This is a genomic window from Gracilimonas sediminicola (assembly GCF_024320785.1).
GTDB classification, from domain to species: domain Bacteria; phylum Bacteroidota; class Rhodothermia; order Balneolales; family Balneolaceae; genus Gracilimonas; species Gracilimonas sediminicola.
Window position 1 is genome coordinate 661609 of record NZ_JANDBC010000001.1, and the last position, 26307, is coordinate 687915.

19 protein-coding genes and 1 tRNA gene are annotated in these 26307 nt (G+C 38.4%); 11 read left to right on the forward strand and 9 right to left on the reverse strand.

Going from position 1 to position 26307, the window contains the following annotated elements; genetic code table 11:
• Positions 1-69: 69 nt before the first annotated feature.
• The 5 genes from NM125_RS03075 to NM125_RS03095 all read right to left on the reverse strand — a co-directional run bounded on the left by NM125_RS03075 (position 70) and on the right by NM125_RS03095 (position 8096).
• A complete protein-coding gene (locus tag NM125_RS03075) occupies positions 70-585 on the reverse strand; it encodes a DUF3347 domain-containing protein (protein WP_255132745.1) in 516 nt (171 codons plus the stop codon).
• A 15-nt stretch (positions 586-600) separates the two neighbouring features.
• Positions 601-2442 carry an efflux RND transporter periplasmic adaptor subunit gene (locus NM125_RS03080; protein WP_255132747.1) on the reverse strand — a complete coding sequence of 614 codons (1842 nt, stop codon included), beginning with the start codon at positions 2440-2442 and terminating at the stop codon, positions 601-603.
• An 11-nt stretch (positions 2443-2453) separates the two neighbouring features.
• The gene (locus tag NM125_RS03085; protein ID WP_255132749.1) at positions 2454-3749 is read right to left on the reverse strand and encodes a TolC family protein; all 1296 of its coding nucleotides are present in this window, start codon (positions 3747-3749) and stop codon (positions 2454-2456) included.
• Positions 3746-7507 carry an efflux RND transporter permease subunit gene (locus NM125_RS03090; protein ID WP_255132750.1) on the reverse strand — a complete coding sequence of 1254 codons (3762 nt, stop codon included), beginning with the start codon at positions 7505-7507 and terminating at the stop codon, positions 3746-3748. The genes NM125_RS03085 and NM125_RS03090 overlap by 4 nt, the downstream gene beginning before the upstream one ends.
• A gap of 160 nt (positions 7508-7667) precedes the next feature.
• Positions 7668-8096 (reverse strand): hypothetical protein, encoded by a 429-nt coding sequence (locus tag NM125_RS03095; protein ID WP_255132752.1) that lies wholly within the window; start codon positions 8094-8096, stop codon positions 7668-7670.
• Positions 8097-8282: 186 nt separating this feature from the next.
• Here NM125_RS03095 and NM125_RS03100 point away from each other — a divergent pair, with 186 nt between their 5' ends.
• The 6 genes from NM125_RS03100 (at position 8283) to NM125_RS03125 (ending at position 13599) form a co-directional block, all read left to right on the forward strand.
• On the forward strand, positions 8283-8858 hold the full coding sequence (locus tag NM125_RS03100; protein WP_255132754.1) for an AraC family transcriptional regulator: 576 nt from the start codon (positions 8283-8285) through the stop codon (positions 8856-8858).
• 226 nt (positions 8859-9084) lie between these two features.
• Positions 9085-9855, forward strand: coding sequence for a type IV toxin-antitoxin system AbiEi family antitoxin (locus tag NM125_RS03105; protein WP_255132756.1), 771 nt, complete (start codon positions 9085-9087; stop codon positions 9853-9855).
• On the forward strand, positions 9848-10765 hold the full coding sequence (locus NM125_RS03110; protein WP_255132758.1) for a nucleotidyl transferase AbiEii/AbiGii toxin family protein: 918 nt from the start codon (positions 9848-9850) through the stop codon (positions 10763-10765). The genes NM125_RS03105 and NM125_RS03110 overlap by 8 nt, the downstream gene beginning before the upstream one ends.
• 42 nt (positions 10766-10807) lie before the next feature.
• On the forward strand, positions 10808-11386 hold the full coding sequence (locus NM125_RS03115) for a hypothetical protein (RefSeq protein ID WP_255132760.1): 579 nt from the start codon (positions 10808-10810) through the stop codon (positions 11384-11386).
• Positions 11387-11510: 124 nt separating this feature from the next.
• A complete protein-coding gene (locus tag NM125_RS03120) occupies positions 11511-11729 on the forward strand; it encodes a hypothetical protein (protein ID WP_255132763.1) in 219 nt (72 codons plus the stop codon).
• Between the two features lie 592 nt (positions 11730-12321).
• The gene (locus tag NM125_RS03125) at positions 12322-13599 is read left to right on the forward strand and encodes a DUF6538 domain-containing protein (RefSeq protein WP_255132765.1); all 1278 of its coding nucleotides are present in this window, start codon (positions 12322-12324) and stop codon (positions 13597-13599) included.
• On the opposite strand, the gene NM125_RS03130 is transcribed toward NM125_RS03125, so the two are convergent.
• On the reverse strand, positions 13596-15476 hold the full coding sequence (locus NM125_RS03130) for a UvrD-helicase domain-containing protein (protein WP_255132767.1): 1881 nt from the start codon (positions 15474-15476) through the stop codon (positions 13596-13598). The two genes, NM125_RS03125 and NM125_RS03130, sit on opposite strands and share 4 nt — an antisense overlap.
• Positions 15466-17718 (reverse strand): AAA family ATPase, encoded by a 2253-nt coding sequence (locus NM125_RS03135; RefSeq protein ID WP_255132768.1) that lies wholly within the window; start codon positions 17716-17718, stop codon positions 15466-15468. Before NM125_RS03135 ends, NM125_RS03130 begins: the two co-directional genes overlap by 11 nt.
• Before the next feature lie 414 nt (positions 17719-18132).
• Here NM125_RS03135 and NM125_RS03140 point away from each other — a divergent pair, with 414 nt between their 5' ends.
• Positions 18133-18477: a helix-turn-helix domain-containing protein gene (locus NM125_RS03140; protein ID WP_255132770.1), complete on the forward strand. Its 345-nt coding sequence runs from the start codon at positions 18133-18135 to the stop codon at positions 18475-18477.
• A 198-nt stretch (positions 18478-18675) separates the two neighbouring features.
• Here NM125_RS03140 and NM125_RS03145 read toward each other — a convergent pair whose 3' ends face one another.
• The gene (locus NM125_RS03145; protein WP_255132772.1) at positions 18676-19137 is read right to left on the reverse strand and encodes a JAB domain-containing protein; all 462 of its coding nucleotides are present in this window, start codon (positions 19135-19137) and stop codon (positions 18676-18678) included.
• Between the two features lie 170 nt (positions 19138-19307).
• Between NM125_RS03145 and NM125_RS03150 the strand changes: the two genes are divergently transcribed.
• From NM125_RS03150 to NM125_RS03160, 3 genes are read left to right on the forward strand one after another with little or no spacing between them, the layout of a single operon-like run.
• Positions 19308-22286, forward strand: a complete 2979-nt coding sequence (locus NM125_RS03150) for an Eco57I restriction-modification methylase domain-containing protein (protein WP_255132774.1) — start codon at positions 19308-19310, stop codon at positions 22284-22286.
• Positions 22273-23880, forward strand: a complete 1608-nt coding sequence (locus NM125_RS03155) for an Eco57I restriction-modification methylase domain-containing protein (protein ID WP_255132776.1) — start codon at positions 22273-22275, stop codon at positions 23878-23880. The genes NM125_RS03150 and NM125_RS03155 overlap by 14 nt, the downstream gene beginning before the upstream one ends.
• Positions 23880-24779 (forward strand): DUF5655 domain-containing protein, encoded by a 900-nt coding sequence (locus tag NM125_RS03160; protein ID WP_255132778.1) that lies wholly within the window; start codon positions 23880-23882, stop codon positions 24777-24779. Before NM125_RS03155 ends, NM125_RS03160 begins: the two co-directional genes overlap by 1 nt.
• Positions 24780-24846: 67 nt before the next feature.
• Here the strand turns inward: NM125_RS03160 and NM125_RS03165 are convergent.
• Positions 24847-24919, reverse strand: a tRNA-Met gene (locus NM125_RS03165).
• Between the two features lie 118 nt (positions 24920-25037).
• Between NM125_RS03165 and rocD the strand changes: the two genes are divergently transcribed.
• Complete coding sequence (gene rocD, locus NM125_RS03170) at positions 25038-26306, forward strand: ornithine--oxo-acid transaminase (protein WP_255132780.1); 1269 nt, start codon at positions 25038-25040, stop codon at positions 26304-26306.
• Position 26307 lies beyond the last annotated feature (1 nt).

A 26307-nucleotide genomic window follows, 5' to 3' on the forward strand; every position in this document is an offset into this window, starting at 1 on the left:
TTCGCTGTGGTCATTGTTATGACTATGGTGCTCGTGATTATGTTCGTGTTCCATGGTTGTTGACTCTATTTATTGGATGGTTTTGATAATGTCCCCACAGCCAAGCATAGATTGACCGTAATAGGGATTTTCAATAGTTTTTTTCGTGCTGAGCCATTTGGACCCTTCTCCCTTATTAGCCATTGAACAAAACTGTACATAGATCGTTTGTTGTTTGTAGTCTTGATTTTCAATTGCTGAAAGTAACTCTATGCTGATTTCATCGAAGGCGTCTCGCAGCTGAGAAATTGATTGGGCTGACTCGGCTTGATTGAGTGCGTCCGCCATTTTATTGTGATGAGAGATGTGTTTGTCTGCATGAGAATGATGACTATTCATGTCATCATTGGTTTTTGCTTCTAAGGTGAAAGCAGCCAGATATTTTTTTGCTTGTTCAAAATCATCTTTTACCAAAGCCTCTTTGATTTTTACGTACTCGCTCACAAGTGTGTTTAAATGTTCATTGTGAGAATGATTGCTATGGTCTTGTGCAAATGCCGGAATACTTATCACCGTTGTAAGTATGAGTGTAAGTAGTGTTTTCATTGTGTCTCTCCTTGATTATTGGTTTTCAATTCTTTCTATAGTTTCTCCGCAAGAGATCATCTGTTCTCCGAAATATGGATTATTGATGGTCTCTTTTTCACTGAGCCAGTAAGCTCCCTTACCATTGCTTGCCATTGGACAAAACTGTTGGTAGTACACCCCTTCTATTTGGAATGTTTTGACAACATTGAGCATGACATTGGATAGATCCATCAATTGCTCTCGTTGTTTAGCCAAATCTTGAGTATTAACCAGTTGAGTAAGCGCTGTTTGTAGAGAGTCCAGTTGGTTCATCCAAATCATGTGCCCCTGTCCGTCCAACAAGCTCATATCGACTTGTTTTAGATCGTATTGCATGCTGTTTACTTCTTCACCTGCTAAATCAGGCTTAGAACTTACAAGTGCATTTTTAAAGTCAATGTAGCTTGCAACCAATTGCGCAACTTGGGATTTAAATGCTTGTGGCGCATTGATATTTGAGCTTTGTGTTCTTTGGCTAGATGAACTCATAGAGGACATTGAGCCCTCATCAGAACCATTCCCAGAACCCTCCATAGTGTGACCTTCATGGCCTGTTCTGACCGGGCGCCCGTCCGGGGTTTTGTTCATCATACTGGCTTTACCTGCCAGTTGAGCAGCACTGTCAATTTTAAACGTACCGTTGGTGACAACTTCTTCTCCCTCTGAAAGCCCTGATTTCACGATATATTGATCGCCAACACGCTGACCGAGGACAACTTCTCTAAATTCAAAGGTGGGCTGAGTGGTATTCGGTTTTTTGACGTAAACCACAGAGCGTTCGCCCGTCCAAAGTACGGCCGATTTTGGAACAAGAATTTGTTCACCTCGGGAGCTTAAATCAGACCGAATACGCCCTTGTGTAAGCATATTGGGTTTTAGTAATAAATCACTGTTTTCAGCTTCTGCTCTGACAGAGACTGTTCGGGACTGGGCATTTAAGACGGGATCAACGAATGTGATTTTGGCGCTAAATTGTTCTCCGGGTAAGGCTTCAACTGTAAAAGAGACATTATCTCCTACTTTGATATTTGCGACATCACTTTCATAGGCATCAAACATGACCCAGACTTTAGACAGGTCGGCCAACTTGAACATGGTTGAGCCTTGTTGAACATGACTGCCCACCTCGATCATTTTGTTGATGACATAACCATTCACCTTGGAAATGATATCGACATTGTTCATAACTGTTTGGGATGCTTCAATCTGATTGATCTGTGCCTCGGTAATGTCCCAATTGAGCAGTTTATTACGAGCTGCTTTATAGAGAGATGGGTTGCGCTCTTTATCTTTTGCAACTTCAAGCAGTTCTTTTTGAGCACTGACGAGTTCAGGAGAATAAATAGAGGCCACACGTTCACCTTGTGAGATATACTCACCTGTAAAATTGATATAGAGTTCTTCAATACGTCCGGGCACATGAGCGGGTAAGGTTTTAAGGCGTCGTTCATCGACCATGACTTTTCCGGGAAGAAGATGTGAAGTAACGGCAACATCTTTAATCACTTTAGATGTTTGAACATCGGCTAGTTTAGTCGCTGCCTCAGACATTGTAAGTTCATAGGGGCTTTCTTCTCCGGCTCCATCTTCTGAGACGGGGATAAGTTCCATACCACAAATTGGGCAGTTACCCGGTTCATTTTCACGGATACTTGGGTGCATGCTACATGTGTAGATGACATTCCCTTCTTCATCGGTATGCACTTGTTCGATATGTTCATCGAGAGATTGAGGTTGGTCTGGGGCTCCACCAAAAAGCAACCAGCCAAGGCTCAATCCGATGAGTATAAGACCGGCTATTTTTGCAATACTTTTAATATCAAATTTATTATTCATGATGACCTTGCTTAGTTTTTAACATTCATTTGTTCGGGCGTGGTGTTGTAAGAGCCGGATAAATACTCCAGATAAGCCACAGCCGTGTTTTGATCGGCGATAGATTGCTCCTGAGCCAATTGAAACTTGAGTAGTTTTTGTTGAAGTCTGAGTAGTTCTTCAAAATCGGCAGAGGATGAGGTGTATTCTTCTAGAAGAATATCTATTGCCTGGCGAGCTCTCCTGATCTGAATATCTTTGTAGAGTTTATTACGTCTTTCTGCGTCTTTTAAATCTGTCAGGGCTTTTTCTAAATCTGTTTTAAGACTGTTTTCAACGGCTTGTTGTTGATCTTGGATAGATCTGTAATTCAGTTTGGCCTGTTTTTCTTGGGCTTGGTATTTCCCTCTCCATAAAGGAATTTTTACACCTAATTTGACCATAAAAGCATCATCACCGTTACCGGAGGGGTTCATATCGGTTCTTTCATCGGTAAAGATATAGTCGAAGCCGACACCAAATTTTGGCATTCCGCTTTTTTGAGCAACATCAATTGATCGTTGTGCAGACAGTGCTTGATAATCAAGTTTTGACAATCTTGGATTTCTCGAGAGTATCTGTTGTGAAAGCTCCACTTCATTTACTGTAAATGGTGTTAATGCTAATCTATCAGAGACCTTGACTGGGCTACTCTTATCTTGGTTAAGAAGTTCATTGAAAGCAATCTCATTTGTTTTGAGTTGATCTTTCAAAAGCTCTAACTGGACTTGCAGATCTTCTTTTTCAATTTGTACCCTTAATACATCAACCTGACTGACTTGACCTGTCTCATAGCGTTGTAAAGAGAGATTTTCAAAGGTTTGCAGGATGTCGATATTTTCTTCAAGAATGTCGATAGACTGATGTAGTAAATAAAGTTTATACCACTGCTGTTTCACTTGGAAAAAGAGCTTATTGCGTGCTTCTTCAAATACTTCGAATTGAGATTTAGCAAGCTCAGTAGCGACATCGCCTTTGGCCGAGAGCGTACCGAACCATGGGAACATTTGGTTAAGACCGATACGGCTTTGTTGCGGTCCAACTCTGGTTTCAATGGGTGAGATGAAATATCCAAAAGATAAATCCGGGTCAGGCAGTGCCGTTACCTGTGGCACTTGCTCCAAAGATGCACGGTATTTTGTAAACTCAGTCTTTAAAGTGGGGTTGTTTTCCCCAGCTATGATGAGGTACTCATCTAGCGACTGACCATGTGATACTTCTGGTATCAGTATGATAAGTGCCAGAGCAAAACTGGTAATGATTGATGTTACAATTTGATTATATCTCATGATGGTAGACTCTTATTGAGTTGAAATTCTTTCCAGATAGCATAAAGCACTGGAACAACAAATAGGGTTATGACTTGAAACAGCATACCTCCAACACTAGGAATAGCCATGGGCACCATAATATCTGCACCTCGTCCTGTTGATGTTAGCACAGGAATAAGAGCCAAAATAGTCGTGGCCGTGGTCATGAGGGTCGGGCGTATTCTTCTGGAGCTTGCCTCTACTACGGTTTCACGAACCTCTTCTATGGTTTTTGGCTTTCTTTTATCGAAAAGTTGGTCAAGGTAGGTTGCCATAACCACGCCCCCGTCTGAGGCTATTCCGAACAAAGCGATAAAGCCGACCCAGACAGCAACACTCAGATTGATGGTGCCCATCTGGAATAACTCACGCATATTTTGACCGAAGATGGAAAAGTCCATAAACCATGGTTGTCCGTAGAGCCAAATCAGTATAAATCCGCCTGCCCAAGCCACAAATATGCTTGTAAAGATCATGCCTGTGGTGGCGGTTGATTTGAACTGGAAATACATGATGAGGAAAATCAGGAAAAGCGCTATGGGCAAGATGATGGATAGTCTTTTTTCAGCTCTGACTTGGTTTTCATAGCTTCCGGCAAATTCATAGCTCACTGATGAAGGAACAACAAGGTTTCCGTCATCAATTTGGCTCTCAAGATATGCCCGAACCCCTTCAACCACTTCAACTTCCGCCATACCATCGACTTTATCAAAGATGACATAGCTGACGAGGAAGGTATCTTCACTTTTAATGGATTGGGCACCTTGACGGTAATCAATACTGGCCAATTGACCAAGAGGAACTTCTGCTCCTGTATTGGTTGGCACAAGCATTTCAGCAATCTTTTGGGGATCATCCCTGAATTCCCGGCCAAATCTGACACGTACCGGATAGCGTTCTCTGCCTTCCACGGTTGTTGTGAGCGGCATACCACCGATACCGACAGCAATGAACTCTTGAACATCTTGGATATTTAATCCGTAGCGGGCTAGCTGTTTTCTATTCCAGTTGATTTCAAGGTATGGTTTACCCACGATGCGGTCGGCAAATACTGATTGACTTTTAACACCCGGCGCTCCTTGAAGCTTTTCCTCAAGTTGCAGAGCAAAGCGGTCAATGGTTTGAAGATCGGGACCTTTAACTTTGATACCCATTGGTGCTCGCATACCTGATTGCAGCATGACTTGACGAGTTTGTATGGGCTGTAATTTAGGGGCGGATGTTGTCCCTGGAATACGTGTTGCTTTGACAATTTCTTCCCAGATATCATCGGTTGATTGAATATGATCCCGCCATTGACGGTAGTATTCTCCACCTGCATCAGGTATAAGCTCTCCCTTATCATCTCTGACGTACGTGCCATCATTATCCACTTTGAATCGAACACGACGACCGTTTTCATCAGTTTTATATTCAGATTTATACTGAATGAGATTTTCAAACATGGAGATGGGAGCCGGATCAAGCGCTGAGTTGGTACGACCACTTTTACCAACAGCTATTTTTACTTCAGGAATGGAACTCACGCGCATATCGAGTTTTTGCACGATATCTTTGACCTCTTCAATACCCGCATGAGGAAGTGTCGTTGGCATGAGTAAGAAGGCGCCTTCATCAAGGGCTGGCATAAACTCTTTACCAAAACCGGGAAACGCATGGGTGGCTGATGACCATACAGACGTCGTTCTAATATTAACCCCTACTTTATCAAATCCTTTTGCCACAAAACCAAAGGTGGAGTTAAAGCCGAGCCAAGCAACAACGCCAAAGATGACCAAACTGGTCGGCAGCGCAAGGAATGATTTTTTATGTTCCAGACACCAACGTATAAGTTGGGCGTAGTATCTGATTACAAACCAAAAGAAAGCTAAGATGATAACAATGAGACCGACTACAAAGATAAGGTTTCCGGTCAATGAGACGCTTGGCCCAAACGGTAACCAGTATTTGGTCAAGAGCCATGTAACAATAGCCACCGTAAGCACATTATTGAGATAGGTCATGCGCTGTTGATGTGCATGTGAAACGAATAGACGACCACCGTTTATGAGCCCAAAACCGATCAAAGCCAATCCAAGCCAAGGTGTAACAAAGGATAAAGACAGAATGCCTGTAAGAATAAGCAACGCATTCCAACCCAGTTTAACCTTTCGCTTATCAACTTTGATGGAGAACAGCCAGTGAGCAAATGGCGGAATGAGTGTAATAGCAATAATAATGGAGGCGACCAGGGCAAATGTTTTAGTATAAGCGAGCGGCTTAAACAGTTTTCCTTCTGATGCAACCATCGTAAAGACTGGAAGAAAGCTTACAATCGTTGTTGTTACGGCTGTAAGAACGGCTGAAGCAACTTCGGTGGTAGCATTGTAGATTACCTCTAATAGGGATTCATCATCGTCCATCTCTTCCATGTGCCGAAGCATATTTTCAGAAAGAATAACGCCCATATCCACAATAGTACCAATCGCAATCGCAATACCGGACAGAGCAACAATATTGGCATCGACATTAAAATAGCGCATAGCAATAAAAGACATCAGAACGGCTATCGGTAACATCGCTGATATCAGTAATGATGTTCTCAAGTTGAGAACCATGACCACAATGACAATTATAGTTATCAGAATTTGTAGGGTGAGTGCCTCTTCTAGTGTGCCCAATGTTTCTTGAATCAGTTCACCTCTGTCGTAAAAGGGGACTACTTCTACTTTAGAAACAGTGCCATCCTGTAACGTTTTTGATGGTAACCCAGGCGATATTTCTTTTATCTTAGCTTTAACGTTATTGATAACCTGCATCGGGTTTGCACCTTGTCGGGCAACCACAACCCCTCCGACTGCTTCCGCCCCTCCTTTATCAAGCAGGCCTCGTCGCAGGCCTGGGCCTCTCGTTACAAATCCAACATCCTGAATTCTAATCGGAGTATTATCGCTGACTTTAACAACAGCTTGTTCTAAATCCTCAAGCTCTTTGATATATCCTAAACCTCTGACCAGATATTCAGCGTTATTGAGTTCCACTGTTCTGGCACCGACCTCACTATTACTCTTTTTCACGGCATTAAAGACCTGAGGAAGCGTCACACCATAGACCTTCATGGAGTTTGGATTAAGCTCAATCTGATATTCTTGAATAAACCCGCCGATGGAGGAAACCTCCGCAACGCCTTCAGCGCCGGAAAGCCCATATTCAACATAAAAGTCTTGAATACTTCTGAGTTCCTGAGGGTCCCATCCAGCTGCCGGGTTTCCCTCTTTATCTCGCCCTTCCAAAGTGTACCAAAAAATTTGTCCAAGCCCGGTAGCATCAGGGCCTAGTGTTGGTTTTGCATCAGCGGGAAGTGTTCCGGCAGGCAAAGCATTTAGTTTTTCGAGAATACGTGAGCGGCTCCAATAAAAATCGACATCCTCTTCAAAGATCACATAAATACTGGATGTCCCAATCATCGAACTGCTTCGGATGGTTTTAATACCCGGAACTGTTAATAATTCTGTTGTGAGCGGATAGGTAATCTGATCCTCAACATCCTGAGGAGAGCGTCCTGGCCATTCTGTGAAAACGATTTGTTGGTTTTCACCTAAATCAGGAATAGCATCAACGGGAACTGGGTCTCTGGGAATTGAATTAAGATTCCAATCAAATGGCGCTGTTGATAAACCCCACCCAACAAGCAGAGTGAGTAGCAAAACTGCCACCAATTTATTTTCAAGAAAAAATCTTATTGTTTTGTTTAACATCTATTTATTCGATTTAGGCTCACATGGTTTTCTGCGCTACGTATTACTATTTCGAGCGCAAAGTGATAATCGTTACTCTGATTTGTATAGTTTGCACCGTGTAAGTGCTTTGAGCAACGTTAAATAATTGTACCTCATAAGGGGTATGAGGTAACTTTTCCTAAATCAGAAAGGTCTCATTCGTCAAAAAGAGAGGCGGTGACGAATAAAATTCGGGATGTAAGTAAGAGTAAAAATCTTTGTCGGTTTGGTCTGTAATTAAAATTTCAACAACGACTAGATCAGGTTGTGAAATTTCGACTTTTGATATTAAAACAGTCTGTTCTTTTATAGAGTTGACCTCAAAAGAACAATCACAATTAATCATTGAATCACAATGATCCCTGAGATCATCCGGCAACTGCTTATCCCCATGTTTTGTAGGGCAATCCGGCATCTCGCTGTGCTGTGATATAGGATTAGGCATGGACATATCGAGACATATTTTTTGAATTGTCCCTGATGATCCAATTAAAAATAACATACCAATGACCACAACAATAATTTTGTTGTAAAAACGAGAGCTTGATATGAAGGTTTTTTTGTCCACATCAAATAATATGGTTTTTTAGAGTTAAATGTAATCAGGTTCAGAGCAAACCGTAAATTCATTGACTCGATTCTAGTAAAAGACCTTTATTTTGTCATATATGGAGATATTGAGAAAAAATTAGATAAAATATTCTCATAATTTGATAAGCTTGTGAGAAATAAAATAAGTCGGAATGCTACACATATGGAAACAGTAGAGTTAAGAATTAAAAATATGGTCTGTGAGAGATGCTGTATGATGGTCGAATCACAGCTACAAGATATAGGACTTGAAGTATTAGATGTTGAACTGGGATCTGCAAAGATAAAACTCCCTAATAAGCCACCTTCTTACGAAAAAATAAGTACTGCGCTAAACAAGCTTAAGTTTGAATTGGTCAGTAGCCGTGAAGAACAGTTGATTGAAGATATTAAACATGCCCTTCTGGATTTACTTAAAAATGAGATTGATGAAGATCTAAGCTTATCAGAGTATTTGGGGAAACAAATAGCCAAAAACTACTCTCAAATTTCCAAAACGTTTTCTGCCATACATGGTCAAACCATTGAACGGTTTTTTATCAATTTGAAAATTGAAAAAGCAACAGAGATGATAAGCTATGATGACAAAAATTTTAGTCAGATTGCTTATTACTTAGGCTATAAAAACTTACAGCATCTCTCACGCCAATTTAAGCAAGTAACCGGAATGACAATGAGCCAGTATAAAGCTGTTCAAAATTCTTCCAGAAAAGGAATAGATAAAGTTTGGGGTAATTAGGTTCTTTTACTAAACAGTCACTTTGTAAGATAAAAATGCAGAGATACACATTCTTTTGGCGTTGGCTGTAGGGTGTATTCAACAGCCCTCTTTTCATTAAAATTTATTGCATAAGTAAACTATAAGTTTACTTTTCAGACTAAAAATAATGATATTCAGACTATTCGTTTATGTTGAAGACCTCTTTGGAGTGGCTTTTCATTAAAAATTATGATATAAGTAAACTATGAGTTTACAAAATGACAAAAAGATAATGTCACTCGTTGACAATTGGCCTAGCGGCATGGTGGCCACATCCACATGGCTGAAAGAGCTTGGTATATCCAGACAGCTTGTACAAAAGTATAAGCAAGGTGGCTGGATAAGCTCTGTTGGTAGAGGTGCCTATAGAAGAACAAATGAACAGGTCAGTGTATATGGCGCAGTCTATGCCTTACAAAAGCAGTTAGAACTCGCCATACATATAGGTGGTGTCTCAGCACTCGATCAACATGGGGTAAGCCATTATCTCCGGCTGAATGAGAAAACACTCTTTCTGTTTTCCAATCACCAAGAAAAGCTTCCGACGTGGTTTCGGAAATATCATTGGTCTAAAGAGCCGAACCATGTCACAACAAATTTTCTACCCTTGGCTATGGGTATAAGAGAGTTGGAGATAAACGGTTTTGAATTAAAGGTATCATCCACAGAAAGAGCCATACTTGAAGCACTCTACCTCACCCCTAAGCAACTGGATCTAGTTGAAGTGTATCAGATCATAGAAGGATTACAGACACTCCGCCCGTCTTTGGTTCAAGAGCTTTTAGAAAACTGTAACTCAATAAAGGTTAAACGGCTTTTTCTCTATATGGCAGAGAAGGCAAATTTACCAGTCTTAAAGCATTTGAAGACGGATAAGATAGATGTTGGCTCCGGTGATCGTACAATCGTTTCACAAGGTAAATATGTTTCAAAGTATGGCCTGACCCTACCACAGGAGTTAGTCGATTATGCTTGAATCAAAATACAAATACCAAGTTGATCTGTTGATTGACGTTCTTCCCTATGTCGATCAAGAAAAGTGCTTTGCCTTAAAAGGTGGAACAGCCATCAATTTATTCATCCGTGACCTTCCCCGGTTGTCGGTTGATATTGACCTGACGTATTTGCCTTTTGATGATCGTAATAAGGCTCTTCAAAATATAACAGAGGCTTTAAAACGTATTAAAGATGCTATTGAGACATCAATACCAGATGCAACGGTTAATGAGGTGGCTGACAGCAATGGTGGTGTTGCAAAACTAACCGTCCAAAAAGATAGAGCCCAAATTAAAATTGAAGTGAATACGGTTTTGCGGGGACACTTATATGATACACAACCCATGCAGCTATCGGAGACCGTCCAGGACAGCTTTGGAAAGTTCGCTGAGATGACTGTTGTGTCTAAAGCAGAATTATTCGGTGGAAAGATTTGCGCTGCTTTAGACCGTCAACATCCAAGAGATTTATTCGATGTCCATTATTTACTAGAAAACGAAGGTATTACAGAGACAATCAAATATGGATTTCTATCTGCCCTGCTCAGCCATGGCCGACCAGTCCATGAGGTTATTGCTCCAAATTTTAAAGATCAAAAAGAAGCTTTTGAAAGTCAGTTTGAGGGCATGACGGATGTTGAATTTAGTTATGATGATTTTGAGAGTACCCGTGTTCGCCTTGTAAAGGAAGTTCAGGCATCCCTGACAGATAGTGATAAAGAACTTCTGATGAGTTTTGTTGATGGTGAGCCGAAATGGGACCTATTTCCCCATGAGCGATTAAAAGATCTTCCGGGGATAAAATGGAAGCTCCTTAACATCGCTAAATTGATTAAAAGTGATCCTGACAAGAACAAAGAAATGCGGGATGCATTGATTGATAAGCTGTAGTAAAAATTGACACGCTTTTAAGTAAGTAAGAAAGGCAAAAAAATGAATGATAGAATTGTGATACTAGGTTGGGGCTCTCTTATTTATGAGCCTCGTGAACTATCAGAACAGATTATAGGCACCTGGATAGAGGATGGGCCCAAACTCCCCATTGAGTTTTCAAGAGTTTCTTCATCTCGAAAAAAAGCACTAACACTCGTTATTGACCCCGATAATGGATCGAAAATAAAAACCTCATATATCATTAGCAAGCGTGAGAAAATTAAAGATTGTGTGGAAGACCTACGTAAACGTGAAGGCACCTCAATAAATAGAATTGGTGTAATAGACCTAAAAGATCGATACGAAAAGAGATTTAAATACCCAAAGGTTGCTGAAAAGATCCAAGATTGGGCTGAGCATAAAAACATTGCAACTGTAGTATGGACAGACCTACCATCTAATTTTGCAGAAGAAAGTAATAACGAAGAGACTTTCTCTGTTGAAAATGCAATTAAACACTTAAATAGTCTCAAACCAGACGGTTTACTTGAAGCAAAAAAATACATTAAGAAAGCTCCCAGATTTGTAGCTACTCCTTTAAGAGCAAAACTCAATTCCACTAATTGGGTTGATCAGTAGCTTCTATCATAGTTATCAGTCTTCCAGAGGATATTATTAATTTCAAAAACCAGTAATCCAATGAGATTGGTAAGTGTTTTAAGTAGAAATAGATGTATTTAGTACAAGGTAGCTTAATTTTAAAATGATTTATAAACTCAAAGATATACCTCAACGGGGCACGCCTCTTAAAGATGAAGATATAACACTGGAACTGGCAGAGAAATGCCAACGTATTGTTGCAGAATTAGTCGTTAGTGAGGGACGTAAATACCTACCTTTATTTGAACGGGTCACCTCCGAACTTGAAAAGCTAAAAGAGCAAGATAGATTACTAAAATTAGCTCATCAGATTGCTTCCTAGTATCAATTCCTTGATACGAAATTGGTATTACTCATTTCATAAATCCTTGTTGTAAAGCTACTGTGCGTAGCCATAAGAAATTTATTTTGAGATAGTGCTCTGGGAGTTAATTATGAACCAGAGAAATACCAAACATACTCATGCTGATGAACTAAGCATGGATGAGCTATATGATTGTTATGAGACTCTTGCACGCATCGTAAAAAGATACGGCAAGGACTACTTACCCCTGTTTGAAAGAGTTCACAAAGAGATAGAATCAAGGAAAGCAGAAAACAGAATGGTTGACATAGCTCACCGAGTCGCAAAAAATAATGATAAAAGTGTTACACATTTTGGTACACAAAATGGTACACATTAAAATTACCGAAAAAAATAAACGTTATATATCAGATACTTAGTGTAAGTAATTTCCATATTCGATTCCCTTCACCCGCTCCAAAATTACGCACATATTTTTTTCAAAAATCCCACGTAACACCCTGAAATAAAAGTTTTTTCCCTTTAGCCTGTACACACACGGTGCGTTGTGTATTATCAAAAGTGGTACACATAATGGTACACATTTTGGTACACATGAAAGGCTCAAGAGATGAACCATTTGATAAAAAGAGGCGATAGATACTATTACAATCGACGAGTCCCAAAGGCTCTTTGGGATCAAATTGATAAGCAACTCATTCGCATTTCTCTAAAAACAGACAGTAAAAAATTAGCTATTCGAAAAGCATCTAAAGTTAATGCTGAAATCGAGGCTTATTGGAACTCATTATTGAATACAAATAAAACGCACAGTGATGAACGCTTTAAAGAAGCGGTGAACCTGGCCAAGCACGTCGGCTTTAATTATGCACCTGTAAATGATCTTGCATCAGGTAGTATTCGCGACATTGCAAAAAGAACTTCAGCAATTAAAAAACATGAGGGTAATCCAAAAGTAGTTAAAGCCGTTCTTGGCACAGTTAAGAAACCTGAGATTACTCTAACACGTTGTTTAGAGATATTCTGGTCTATTACGAAAGACCGGGTCATGAATAAATCTGAAAAACAACTACGTGACTGGCGTAATACTAGGATTAGAGCGATTAATGATCTTAAATCACTGATTGGAGACAAAAGTATCGAGGCTCTAACTCGTCAGGATATGATTGAATTTAGAGACTGGTGGATTGACCGCATCCAAAATGAGGGATTAAGAGCAAATACAGCCAATAAATATCTTGTCTTCATTAAGAATATTGTTGAGACCGTTTCAGATCATTTGAGCCTAAAAATTGACCATCACCTGATTTTCAAGAAAATCACTTTAAAAGAAAAGAAGACAAAAAGCCGAAAGCCCTTTGATAAAGAATATATCAAGAGCGAATTGCTCAATAACATTAAATCTGGTGACCTAAATGACCAAGCTAAAGCAATTGTGCTTATCATGGTAAACACAGGAGCAAGGCCTTCTGAAATTACTAATCTGGAAGAGGCTGATATCAAACTTGACCATGAAATTCCTCATATTGTAATAAGAGAAAATTCACTACGTGAATTGAAGACGCAATATAGTGAACGACGTATTCCTCTTGTTGGATGCTCTTTGGAAGCAATGAAAAAGTTTCCAAGAGGCTTCCCAAGATACAGAGGTAAGACTGACAGTTTTTCGAATTTAGTGAACAAATATCTGCGTCAACATGATTTATCGCCGACAGAGAGATATTCGTTATACTCATTACGTCATGGCTTCCAGGATCGACTAACTCGATCTGGTGTAAATGATAGAATGCAAGCTGAACTTATGGGTCACAAATTCAATCGCCCTCTTTACGGAGATGGCCCTACTTTAGAAAACAAAGTCCAATGCCTTCAAAAAATTTGTATCTAATTATCAGCTGATAATTCAATAATTTCTTCTTCTGAGAACCATTCTTCGTTTAAGATATGCTCTTTTAAAGCCTCCGGTGCATTGGTGTAAGCAACAACAGCTAAGCTTTCTTTTGCTCTACTACACGTAACATAAAACAATCGTCGAGTTCTCTCTATACTGGTTTCTTTACCTTCCGACTCATTTCTGATATCCGTCCTCGTAGGTTCTTTTGCACCAAAAAGTTTCTCATAGCTAAACAAAAATCCTCTAGACTCTTCATCATCCATTATAACCATTACTCTAGGAAACTCTAATCCCTTAACACCCTGATGAGTACCGAATATTGCATCATCATTAATATAGATATGATAGTTTTCAAACTGACTAAAAGGTGATTCAATGGCACTAACAAATGCAAAAACATTTTTAAAGTCAACTGCCTCCGCTTCAATCTCTTCAGAGGATTCACTCCACTCAAAAGCTTGTTTCAATAATTCAGGGACATTGAATAGACCGGAATCTAGAATTTTATTGATTATAGATTTCAATGTTGGGTCATTTCCCTCCTCCCATAGGGAGATAAGAGATTTGGTTTTTAAGTCCGCTTCTTCTAAGATATCGGTTTGATTTTCCTTTTCTCGTATAATTTCAGGTTTAAAAAGTGGTGAGTTTCGTGTCACGACTCTCGATATTTTAAATGCATCATCGCTTCTGTGGCCTTTTACTATTGGTAAAATAATGTCAGAAAAGAATCTCAACTCTGGAAGTGTGCCATCTAGAATTCCTGTTTTTAAACGGTCAGATGCATATAAGGGGTCAAAAAAATCTGAGAACCCCATTCTACTGGCCGCCATATGGTGCTCTAAAATTAAAGCCTTAACTTTAGCATCATTACCTGACCACAGCACATCTTCTGTAATGGAGGCCATATCTTCCATTACTTTTTTCTCTATTTCTTGTTTATCGACATCTCCAGAAACAACAAAAAGCCTTACTATCCCATCGTTTGCTTCTTCGATCGCCTCTTGAATATGGTCATCATCATACGATCTTATTTTATTAATTAACTCGATTACCCTTTTAGGAGATCTGTAATTTATTTTCTTACTTGGTCTTTTCCAGTCTTGGGGTAACTGTTTCCCTAAGTCCTTTTTTCCATCCATATATATTCTTTGCATCATATCCCCAAATAGACCCAAAGAAAATTTTTTGCTTTTTTCTGATTGTACCTTAAATAAAGCCTCAATCAGATCTTTATTAGTATCCTGACTTTCATCAATTAACAGAATTGGAAATTTCTGCGTTAGAATCTCTTTCATCATCTCATTATCCGATAAGAAGTCGGAACACATTTTTATGACTTCAGTATGGTTTACGGAATCTCTTGAAAAATTATCTCCATTGGGGTTATAGCTGAACTTTTTTATTGAGTTTAGATTTTCAAGTCTAACTCTTTTTGATTCAATTTTTTTAATTCTGTCAGCATGAGTTTTAGTTCCTTCTCTGCCTTTAGAAATCAATTCTTCTAGCTCTTCAATTCTAAGCTCAGTGTCTATTCTCAGCCACTCACGAATATCGTTTTGATATGACTGTATTAATGACCAGGCAAAACTATGAATAGTTGAGACCGAGAAAAGGTTATCATATTCAAGTCGTGACAGGATCTCATCTCTTGCCCCATTTGTATAAGTTATAACTCCTATTCTTTGCCCTTTTAAAACCAACTTTTTCTTATAGCGATGTTTTAATGCATTTAATACTGAAACTAGAGAACGAGTTTTACCGGAACCAGCACCCGCAAAAAGGAAAAAGCTCTCTGGCTTATCTATGCTCAGGTATCCTAAAAGTTCCGTATCCAATTCAGTTAATTCTGTTATGTTGAGTTTACTCATCATTAGCCTCTGGTTTTATCGCTTCCTCAACAAAATCCGTATTGCTAAGGCTAGTTTCGACCCAACTCAAACCATCTGAAATATAGTCAGGCACTTGTAATTCAGAAGGCTCTTGGTGAAAGAGTAAATCCAAGGCGAAATCACCTTTATTACCTTTTCTAAGAGAGTCGAATATCTCTTTACTCGTAGTTTCCAGGTCATCAAGGTCTAGTTGGTCTTTGAATTTCTTGATAAGTCCAACCCCGTCAATTTTTTGAAAGATTTCTACATTTTGATAAAGCAAAGAATCTTCGAATGTATATGGGATTATCTTTTTGGGGGCTTTTTTGGAACCAAGATTTATCCAAGTTTGATATGCTACTCTAACTAACTTGTCTTCAGATACTTTTCCATCATCTCCCAGATCAACCAACTCATCTACTTTCTGTAGTTCAGGTAACCAATTTTTTATTGTATAATTTTGGGTTTCTTGATCCTCTCCATGTTTTGGAACACATGCCTTCAATTTACCTTTCTCCCCCTTTTGACCGGAATCTAAATCAGTAATAATAAGAGTGATAATTCCTAAATTCTCAATCAATGGTCTCAATCTATGAGCATGGCTCCCTCCTATTTCCAAAATTGAAATATAAGCTGATGTCAATTTGGGAAAATGGTTTTCAATAAAATGTGGTAACAAGACTCTTTCAGCCGTTCCCTCAACTAAAATTACCGCATCAGCAAAGAATAGATCAGAATGAGTAGTTTTTAGATACCTAATCGCAAACTTTGGGGTCTCATCATCCTCCCCAAAAGTATCAGATAAATTGATAATGACTGAAATTGGTGCTTCACTTTTTGATTGTGATGGCAATCTCTTGAAGTATCGTAAGCTATTGAAGTCAATTTCATGAGCTATATGATTAGAGTGAGTACTTATTACCAACTGAGTACTAAAACCTTCCTTATCATTACCTTCATCATCTCTAAGATTCTCATTAAACCTAAGAACATCATACGCCTTCCTCACAAACACTTGCTGTACTTGTGCATGTAAATGTGCCTCTGGTTCTTCAATTAACACTAAATGTAGTGGTTCGTATTTTATCTCTTCGAGTGAGTTAAAATCTTCTGCCTCTATTTTACCAACCTTCATCCAATCATCTCGGTATCTAATCAACTTGAATACCATTGATATTAAATTCTGATACCCAAGTCCGTTATATATCTCGGGTAAGCTGATTGGATTATCTTTATCAGAATCATCCTCCATCAAACCAAATTGAACTGCTGACTTATGGTTAAGACTATCTATTGGTTTAACTTCGGATGATATATTGATATTTGGATTACCAAATCCTGGATAGTTTAGCTCTTCTAGTTCAGTCAAAGATGAGTTAAAACTTTCTTTTAGAGTCTCATCAAATATTTTTTTCGCACTTTCTATAGTCTCTAATGCTTTTATATCTGATACGTTTGGTTTGTCAGTCGGATTTAAATGTTTAGAAAAATATTCTCTTAATTGTGTTGATAAACTACCATAATTCTGTGCTGTATCATTCGGATCTGAAAAGCCTCTTTGAGCATTTATTATATCTATTCTTATTAGTCCCTCAAAAGGATTGCTCTCTATCGGTGTACTATCTTCACTGAGCTTTTGAAGAACTGCATTGCCTTTATCAACCTTCTCTATTTTGTCTGGATCTAGCAAATATGCACTAACATTGAAGTGTGAAATTAACCCCTTCTTTTCTAGATAATCCCAAATAGTAGCTGGCCAAAGCTTTAAATCTGATTTTGCTGACTCCTTTATCTTTTGAGCATCTTGATAACTGCTACGGTAGTCTTTATATAGCTTTTCTATATCTTTCGGCTCAATGACAAGCCTGACTCCCAATAGTCCACCTCTCCAACTCAGTTTAGGTATAAGGTTGCTGACATATTGTATTTCATTGCTTTTTACTTGAAGCCAAACATCTAATTTTGGCATTAATTCATGCCATTTATCCAATGAAAGGTCTGGCTCTTCCTCTTCTATATGAGTTGCCCAAGAAATTCCTATTTCATTAATCTGTGACCAATTTGAAAGAGTAATATCCTTCGTTTTAAACCGGTTTTTATCTTTAAGGAAACTTATTAGTGCATCCATTGCAGAAGTTTTACCGCTATTATTAGCACCAACAAATAAAGTCTGTTTTTCAGAGAAGCTTAATCTGCATGATTTTAATTTTCTAAAGTTTTCTATTTCAATAAAATCTATTTTCACTTCATATTCCCCGTTTAATTAAAAATCAGACGCTTCAACTTAATCGTCAGTAACACTATAGCTTTAAAGTCAAAATTTCATCCTCTCAGACAATTTTATTTATAATTTAATGTTCATACCGCCATTGTTTAGGCAAATTAATTACAATTCTATTGTGCAAAGCACCATAAACAAAATATAGCAATGTCAGTATATTAGACCCTTATTATTGCATAGCACAATCTTTATAGCCCTATAAATACTGGGTTTTCGCTAGACAGGATATCTATTTTACATATATAATTCCTCTCAATCGCTACTCACTGAGTATGTTGATTGAGTAGTAAAACTCCTTTCACAAGCTGTGCGTAGCGATAGAGCGAAAAGCTCTTTAGAACGATAGATGGCAACTATTCAGACAAAGGAGATGCAATTATGAATAAGCCAGAAATCGTCTATAAGCCAAAATCCAGACAGGATTTTTTAGAAGATGTGGTCGGTGACCTTGTTCGACTTAGACACGACAAAGGTATGACCCAAGAAGATTTGAACCATAGGATCGGTGTAGCTGATCGTCTGGTAAGCAAATGGGAATGTGGTATCAGAACCCCCACGTCTTTTAACTTGTACTGTTGGGCTGATGCTTTGGACGGAAAACTAAAAGTAGTTCCTAACCCGGAACGTCCTATTAAATCAAAATCAGGACAAATGGGTTTTGTCGATTACAACGACACATATGAAATTACGGCTGATAAGAACCAAGTGGCTATGGCCGCTTAATCTAATATCCTAAAAACATTTTTTATCAGTTTAAGCAATACGGGGCTGGATGATATCCAACCCCGTATTTGCGTTGCGGTAAAAATTTTAATGAGGGCAAGGCTGATATTCGGTGGGGAATCGCCCAGTCTGCACAAATGATAATGCGGAAGATTGGGGATACCGAATAGCACTTGTATAACCTTGCGGGAATGTTCTTTAGAATAACCCCTTATTTCTCAACGATGTGTAGCCACCAGGTGTAAGTATTAAATGGTCATCAACCGGAATACCTAAAAGCTTTCCTCCCTCATTCAGTCGCTTTGTAAGGCTAATATCGGCACTACTTGGTTTTGTGTTACCGGACGGATGATTGTGAGCCAGTAAAATGCTATTGGCCGCCGATTTGATGGCGTAAGCAAATATCATTTTAGGATCAACAATTGTGGCTGTTGCCCCTCCTTTGGATATTTCAGCTAATCCCTTAACGCCTTTGGCATTATCAAGAAACATGACATAGAAGGACTCTACTAGCTCCATTGTCCCTTCTCGCCAATTCTCACGAAATATTTGATGGGCTAAATCTGGATTGGTTACAACCGGGCGATCAAAATCTCGTCTGTCGGTGATATACACCAATTCAACCTCAGTGACTTTAAATAAATCTATTCTCTCTGACATAAAACCTCCTTTAATAGATTTGGAGGCATTTATATCCCTAATCATGGGGTATTAGTACGCACATTGCTCTTTAATTAATAGTATTGTAGGATGACACATCTTGACACTGTTTTTTATTATTATTGTGCATAACAAATCAAACTCATTAATAACCCCGGTTTCCCTAAAAGATGAATCTAAGCGAATTAGTAGAAAAATATGATGCTAAAAGAGATGAATATCTGAAATCAGATTATAATGAAACTCAAGTAAGAGCTGATTTTCTAGACCCTTTTTTCGAATTGCTTGGATGGGACATCAAAAATGAAAAAAACAAACCAACAAATGAAAGAGAAGTTCTTTTAGAAGAACCCTTGAAAGGAACAGCTTCTGAAAACACCAAAAAACCAGATTATACTTTTCGACTTTTTTCAGAAAGAAAGTTCTTTGTTGAGGCCAAAAAGCCAAATGTTAGTGTAGAAACCAATCCTGAAAATGCAAAACAAGTTCGTAGATATGGGTTCACGGCTAAGCTAAAAGTCTCGGTACTTACGAACTTTGAATATCTGTTGATTTATGATTGTTCTCATAAAGTTGAAAAAGACGATAGTCATGATAAAGCCCTCATTAAGACATATCACTATAAAGAATATGAAGATAAAATTGATGAGATTAGAGCGTTATTAGGCCATGAATCTGTCTATTCAGGGCAATTTGACAAAGAGTGGCAAAGTATTGAAGAAAAAATAAATCGTTATAATGTCGATGATTTATTTCTAGACCAAATAAATGACTGGCGAACAAAACTTGGTAAGGAAATTTTTGAACATGAACCGGACATAGAAGAAGAACGTCTAAACGATTATGTTCAAAGTTATATAAACCGAATTATATTTTTGCGTGTTTGTGAGGACAGAAACCTTGAAGAGTACCAAACTTTATTAGGATTTGCCGATAAGAAAGATTTTGAAGCTCTGATTAAAAAGTTTAATCAAGCTGATAAAAGATATAATTCAGGGTTATTTGACCAGTTCCTCTCAGACAAAATTATTGGGAATGTTAGCTCAGTATTCTGGGATATTATTAAGCAATTATACTACCCTGAAAGCCCCTATTCATTTTCTGTTTTTTCCTCGGATATACTTGGTAGTATTTATGAGATTTTCCTTACTGAAAAACTCACACTTAAAAAAGAAGGAATTGAACTAGTCACAAAACCTGAAAAAGTTGATCGTGACGTCGTTACTACTCCTGGCTTTATAATTAAATCTATTCTTAATCAGACTGTCGTTCCTTTTTGTAAAGACAAAAGTATTGATGAGATACTATCAAGCAAAATGGCTGATATTGCTTGTGGATCGGGAGCATTTCTTATCGAACTCTATCAGTTACTAAACGATCAGTTGATTGACCTATTTTTAAAGGAAGACAAAGATAAACTAGTTCAAACCAACATAAACACCTTCAAGTTACCGTTTGAGACAAAGCAAGAAATACTACTCAATTGCATCTATGGTATAGATAAAGATTATAACGCAGTCGAAGCATCTAAGTTTGGGCTACTTCTCAAACTTCTCGAGGGAGAAGATAATAAGTCTATTGCAGTTAATGAGCCAATACTACCTGATCTCAGCAACAACATAAAATATGGGAACTCTCTGATCTCTACAGATGACGTGGATGACAGAGAGGATTTTGAAGAGATCAACCCCTTCAACTTTGAAGGTTTAAATTTTGATGTAATCGTAGGTAATCCACCTTACATGAAATCAGAAGACATGAAGGAGTTCACCCCTAAAGAATATCCTCTTTATAAAACCAAATACCTCTCCTCCTATAAGCAATTTGATAAGTATTTCGTTTTCGTAGAGAGAGCAATAGAAGTCTTAAAAGATGGTGGTTATTTAGGGTATATAATACCAAGTAAGTTTTTGAAAGTCGGTGCCGGTAAGAAGTTGCGGGAATATTTACAAAATGAAGGTTATTTAGACAGACTACTCTCTTTTGGTGCAAACCAAGTCTTTAAAGAGACCACTACATATACATGTATTCTAATCATTGAAAAAACTAGTTCTGACTCTTTCGAATACAATGAGATTCAAAGTCTAACTGATTGGAAAGTTTCAAAGGATGAAATTGAGTATCAGCAAATAAATACAAGTGATCTTGACGAAGAGGTTTGGATCTTGGTTCCACCATATCTTATTGATGTTTACGAACAAATAAATTCACAAAGTTCATCACTTGAACAGATAGTTGGCAGTGATGGTGTTTTTAATGGAATTCAAACAAGTGCTAATAGAATATATATTTTCCAACCAGAACGTGAAGACGATAATTACTATTACTTCACTAAGAATGATAGAGAATGGACAATTGAAAAAGAATTGACCAAACCTTATTTCAAAACATCAAGAGGGGATGATAGCCTACACACCTATAGACCATTTAAACCTAATGCTCGGGTCTTTTACCCCTATAGAAAAACAGATACTGGAGTAAGTCTTGTAGATTTAGACGAAATTGAAGATAGATTCCCTAAAGCCTTTGAATATATATCCCATTATAAAGAAGACTTGGAAGACAGAGATATTAAGCCTGAGCCTGAAACAGACAACGAATGGTATAGATATGGGAGACATCAAAGCTTAGATAAATGTGGTCTCCCTCAAAAAATTATTGTTGGTGTTCTTTCTCAGGGAGATAAGTATGCAATAGATTATCATGGAACATTAATATCTTCTGGTGGAACTGCTGGTTACTGTGTTGTGTCATTACCAGAAGAATCAAATTATTCAATTTACTACATACAAGCCCTTTTAAACTCAAAGTATCTAGAATGGTATTCAGCGCTCATCGGCGAAGTATTTAGAGGGGGATTTATTGCCCGGGGTACAAAGGTTTTAAACAAACTACCTATTAGAAATATTAACTTTGATGATGAAAATGAAAAAGAATTACACGACAAAATTGTAGAGTTACAGGAAGACTTAATAAAGATATTCACTAAGATAGATGAGAATTCACGAAATCCTAGACAACTAGACCAACACAGAAGAAAATTTGCAGTAGTAAAAGCCGAACTTGATAAGAAACTTGAAGAGCTTTATCAATTAGGAGACGAAGATTCACTCATACCTATGATACAAGATATTTATGCAACTGATTAAAAACGCATCTGAGGAAAAGCTTAGAGGTGGTTTTTATACCCCGGAAGAAATTGCTTCATTTATTTTAAAATGGGCAATGAACGGTAGTGACAATTATTCAATACTAGAGCCAAGTTGTGGGGACGGTGTTTTTCTTAAATGCTTGCTAAAGGATTCCTATCAATTTGAAAACATCACAGCGGTTGAATTTAATCCCTCAGAAGCAGAAAAAGCCGCAAAAATTGAGTTGCCAAATAAAGAAGTTATAAATGAAGACTTCCATGTTTTTTGTAATGAAACAAAAGATAAATATGATTTGGTAATAGGCAATCCACCATACATACGCTACCAATACTTCGCTGAAGAGCAGCAAAAGCAAGCAGAAAAGATATTCACAAAAGCAGGGCTTAAGTATTCTAAGTTAACAAATGCTTGGGTCTCATTTGTTGTAGGATCTACACTCTTGTTAAAAGATGAGGGTAAGATTGCTTTTGTAGTTCCTGCTGAACTTCTGCAAGTATCATATGCCCAGCAACTAAGAGAATTCCTAGCACGTGAATACAACAAAATAAATATAGTTTCATTTGAGAAGCTTGTCTTTCCAGATATTCAGCAAGAAGTATTGTTGCTGTTATGTGAGAAAAACAAAACTGACAAACATAGAATAGAGCATCTTGAAGTAAAAGACGCTTCTTCTTTGGCCAAATTAGATGTCAAACGATTAAAAAGTCCAAAAAAGAAAATTGATTTTGAGAATAATAAATGGACTTTCTATTTCCTTGACCAAGAAGAGATCGACTTCTTAGAAAATGTAGCGAGCTCAAAAAAAATCCCAAAAATTGGTGATTATGCAAAAGTCCAGGTTGGGATTACTACAGGCGCAAATTCTTATTTTACTGTCCCACTCGATACAGTCCAAAAATATGATCTTCATGATTTCGCAAAACCAATGGTGGGAAGAAGTGTCCAAGTTGATAGTGTAATATTTAATACTGTTGATTGGAATAAAAATAGAGAAAAGGACGTAAGAGCTCATCTATTAGTATTTCCACCAGAGAAACAATTGAATGGCCATGATGGGGCTAGAGAGTATATTAAAAAAGGTGAGTCAGATGATGTTCACACAGGTTACAAAACAAGTATAAGAGATGATTGGTTTGTTATCCCATCGGTGAAACTTTCAGATGCATTGTTCATAAGAAGGAACCATCTATTCCCGAGATTGATAGCCAATCAAGCCAAAGCATACACAACAGATACTATGCATCGTGTTTTTTTAGATAAAAAAACGAAGATTAAACCCTTTGTCGCTAGTTTTTATAATTCATTATCTCTTGCTTTTTCTGAAATTTCTGGTCGTTCGCATGGTGGGGGTGTTCTTGAACTAATGCCTAGTGAAACTGAAAGTGTTCTATTGCCCTATGATGAGTCACATGAAGAATTTCTAGACAAAATCGACTCAATGATGAGATCAGATGCTTCTATTGATTCCATTTTAGAGTTTACTGATAAGAAAATTCTTCATGATGGATACGGCCTTAGTAAAAAGGAAATCAAGTTGGCCAATAGTATTTGGAAGAAGCTTTCTAACAGAAGATTGAACAGGAAACATTAATGTCGGATATAAAATTATTCAAATTAGATGGTGACAAGGCTGTTGAACTAGAGGGTACATCAGCAAAGGTAGAAAAGTCTCTGCAAGCAAGAATGGAGACTAACTTGGATACTTATCTCGGGGTAAGTTATTTAGAGACTGAATATTCAACAGGATCAAATCATGGTGGAAGAATTGACACCCTGGGCATTGATGAAAATGGAAGTCCTGTAATTATTGAGTATAAAAGATCAATGAATGAAAATGTCATTAATCAAGGTCTCTTCTATTTAGATTGGTTACTCGATCACAAGGCTGAATTTGAGTTGTTGGTTATGAATAAGCTTGGTAACAAGTATTCGGAAAATATTGACTGGTCAAGCCCCCGATTATTATGTATCGCAGGTGATTTTACTAAGTATGATGAGCATGCAGTAAAACAAATGAATAGAAATATCGAACTAATTAGATATAAGAATTTTGGAGATAACCTACTCTTATTAGAATTAGTGAATGTGGCCGAGGCCAATAATAAAGCTACTTCATCAAATCGAAGTGTAACTCAAAAGAATGTCTCAGATTATTTGAGTGAAGCCGATTCTGAATTAAGTGACCTCTATCACTCTTTAAGGGACTATATGCTGAATTTAGGTGATGATGTCCAAGAAAAGACTTTAAAGCATTATGTAGCCTACAAGAGAATTAAAAACTTTGCATGCGTAGAAGTTCATCCACAAAGCAAAAAGCTTTATGTGTATATAAAAATAAACCCGGATGAAGTTGAGTTACAAGATGGTTTTTCAAGAGACGTGAGAGAGATTGGCCACTATGGTACAGGTGATTTAGAGATCACTTTGAGAAAACAAGATGATCTTGAACGTGCCCAATCTCTCATATTCAAGAGCTACGAGCTAAGTTAAATCCCTTAAAGTTTGACCTATGTTGTACCCAAAATAAAAAAGGCCGCTAAAAGCGGCCTTTAAGTAGTGGCGGGGGCAGGATTCGAACCTGCGACCTTCGGGTTATGAGCCCGACGAGCTACCAGCTGCTCCACCCCGCGGTGAAGGCTTTCAATATACGACTTTTACCTAACCGATATCAAGAGATTTTTTAGATTTCTTGTTAATCTTTCAGTGTTCGATTTTGTAATTTTCAGGAAACTCGAATTAAAGGAATTTATGATAGACAGCAAGCAAGCGATAGCACTGGAAAATGAATACGGAGCACATAATTATCACCCCCTGCCGGTAGTGTTATCGAAGGGAAAGGGTGTGCATGTCTGGGACCCTGAAGGAAACAAGTATTATGATTTTTTATCGGCCTATTCTGCTGTCAACCAGGGTCACAGCCATCCTAAAATAATCCAGGCTTTAACCGAGCAGGCTAACACGCTCAGCCTCACCTCCCGCGCTTTCTACAATAATGTGCTTGGAGAATATGAGAAGTACATCACCGACTATTTTGGGTTCGATAAGGTACTTCCCATGAACACCGGTGCCGAGGGAGTTGAGACGGCTATCAAAATTTGTCGGAAATGGGCCTATGAGAAAAAGGGGATTCCCGAGCAGGAAGCTCAAATCATTGTATTGGAGAATAACTTCCATGGGCGGACTACCACGGTCATCTCTTTTTCCAATGATCCGGATGCCCGTAAAAATTTCGGCCCTTATACTCCCGGCTTTATCAAGATACCTTATAATGATATAGATGCACTGCAAGAGGCTTTAAAACAACCGAATATTGCCGGCTTGCTGGCCGAGCCGATTCAGGGAGAAGCCGGAGTCGTGGTACCTGATGATGGTTACATCTCGAAAACAGCCGCCCTTTGTAAAGAAAACAATGTGCTTTTTATCGCTGATGAAATTCAGACCGGTATTGCACGAACCGGAAGCTTACTTGCCGTGTGCGGGGATTGCACCTGCGCCGGTAATTGCGAGCGACAGCCTACCTACACCAAGCCCGATATGCTCATTTTAGGAAAGGCCTTATCCGGAGGCGCTTATCCGGTTTCAGCGGTGCTGGCTGATGATCATATTATGGAAGTCATCAAACCCGGGCAGCACGGCTCTACTTATGGTGGAAACCCGCTGGCATGTAAAGTTGCCATCGCCGCTTTAGATGTAGTGCAGGATGAGAAACTGGCTCAGAATGCACGCAAGCTGGGCAACATCTTCCGGGATGAGATGAATAAACTGGTTGAAGAATTTGACCTGTTTGTGAAGGTGCGCGGCAAAGGATTACTGAATGCCGTCATTATCAACGACTCTCCTGATAGTGATACCGCGTGGAGATTTTGTGTAGCCCTTAAGGACAACGGACTACTCGCAAAACCAACGCATGGTAACATCATTCGCTTTGCGCCACCTTTGGTTATGACTGAAGAAGAGCTGATGGATTGTGTCGAGATCATCAGAAAAACCGTTACTCAGTTTAAAGAAAGTAAGTAGT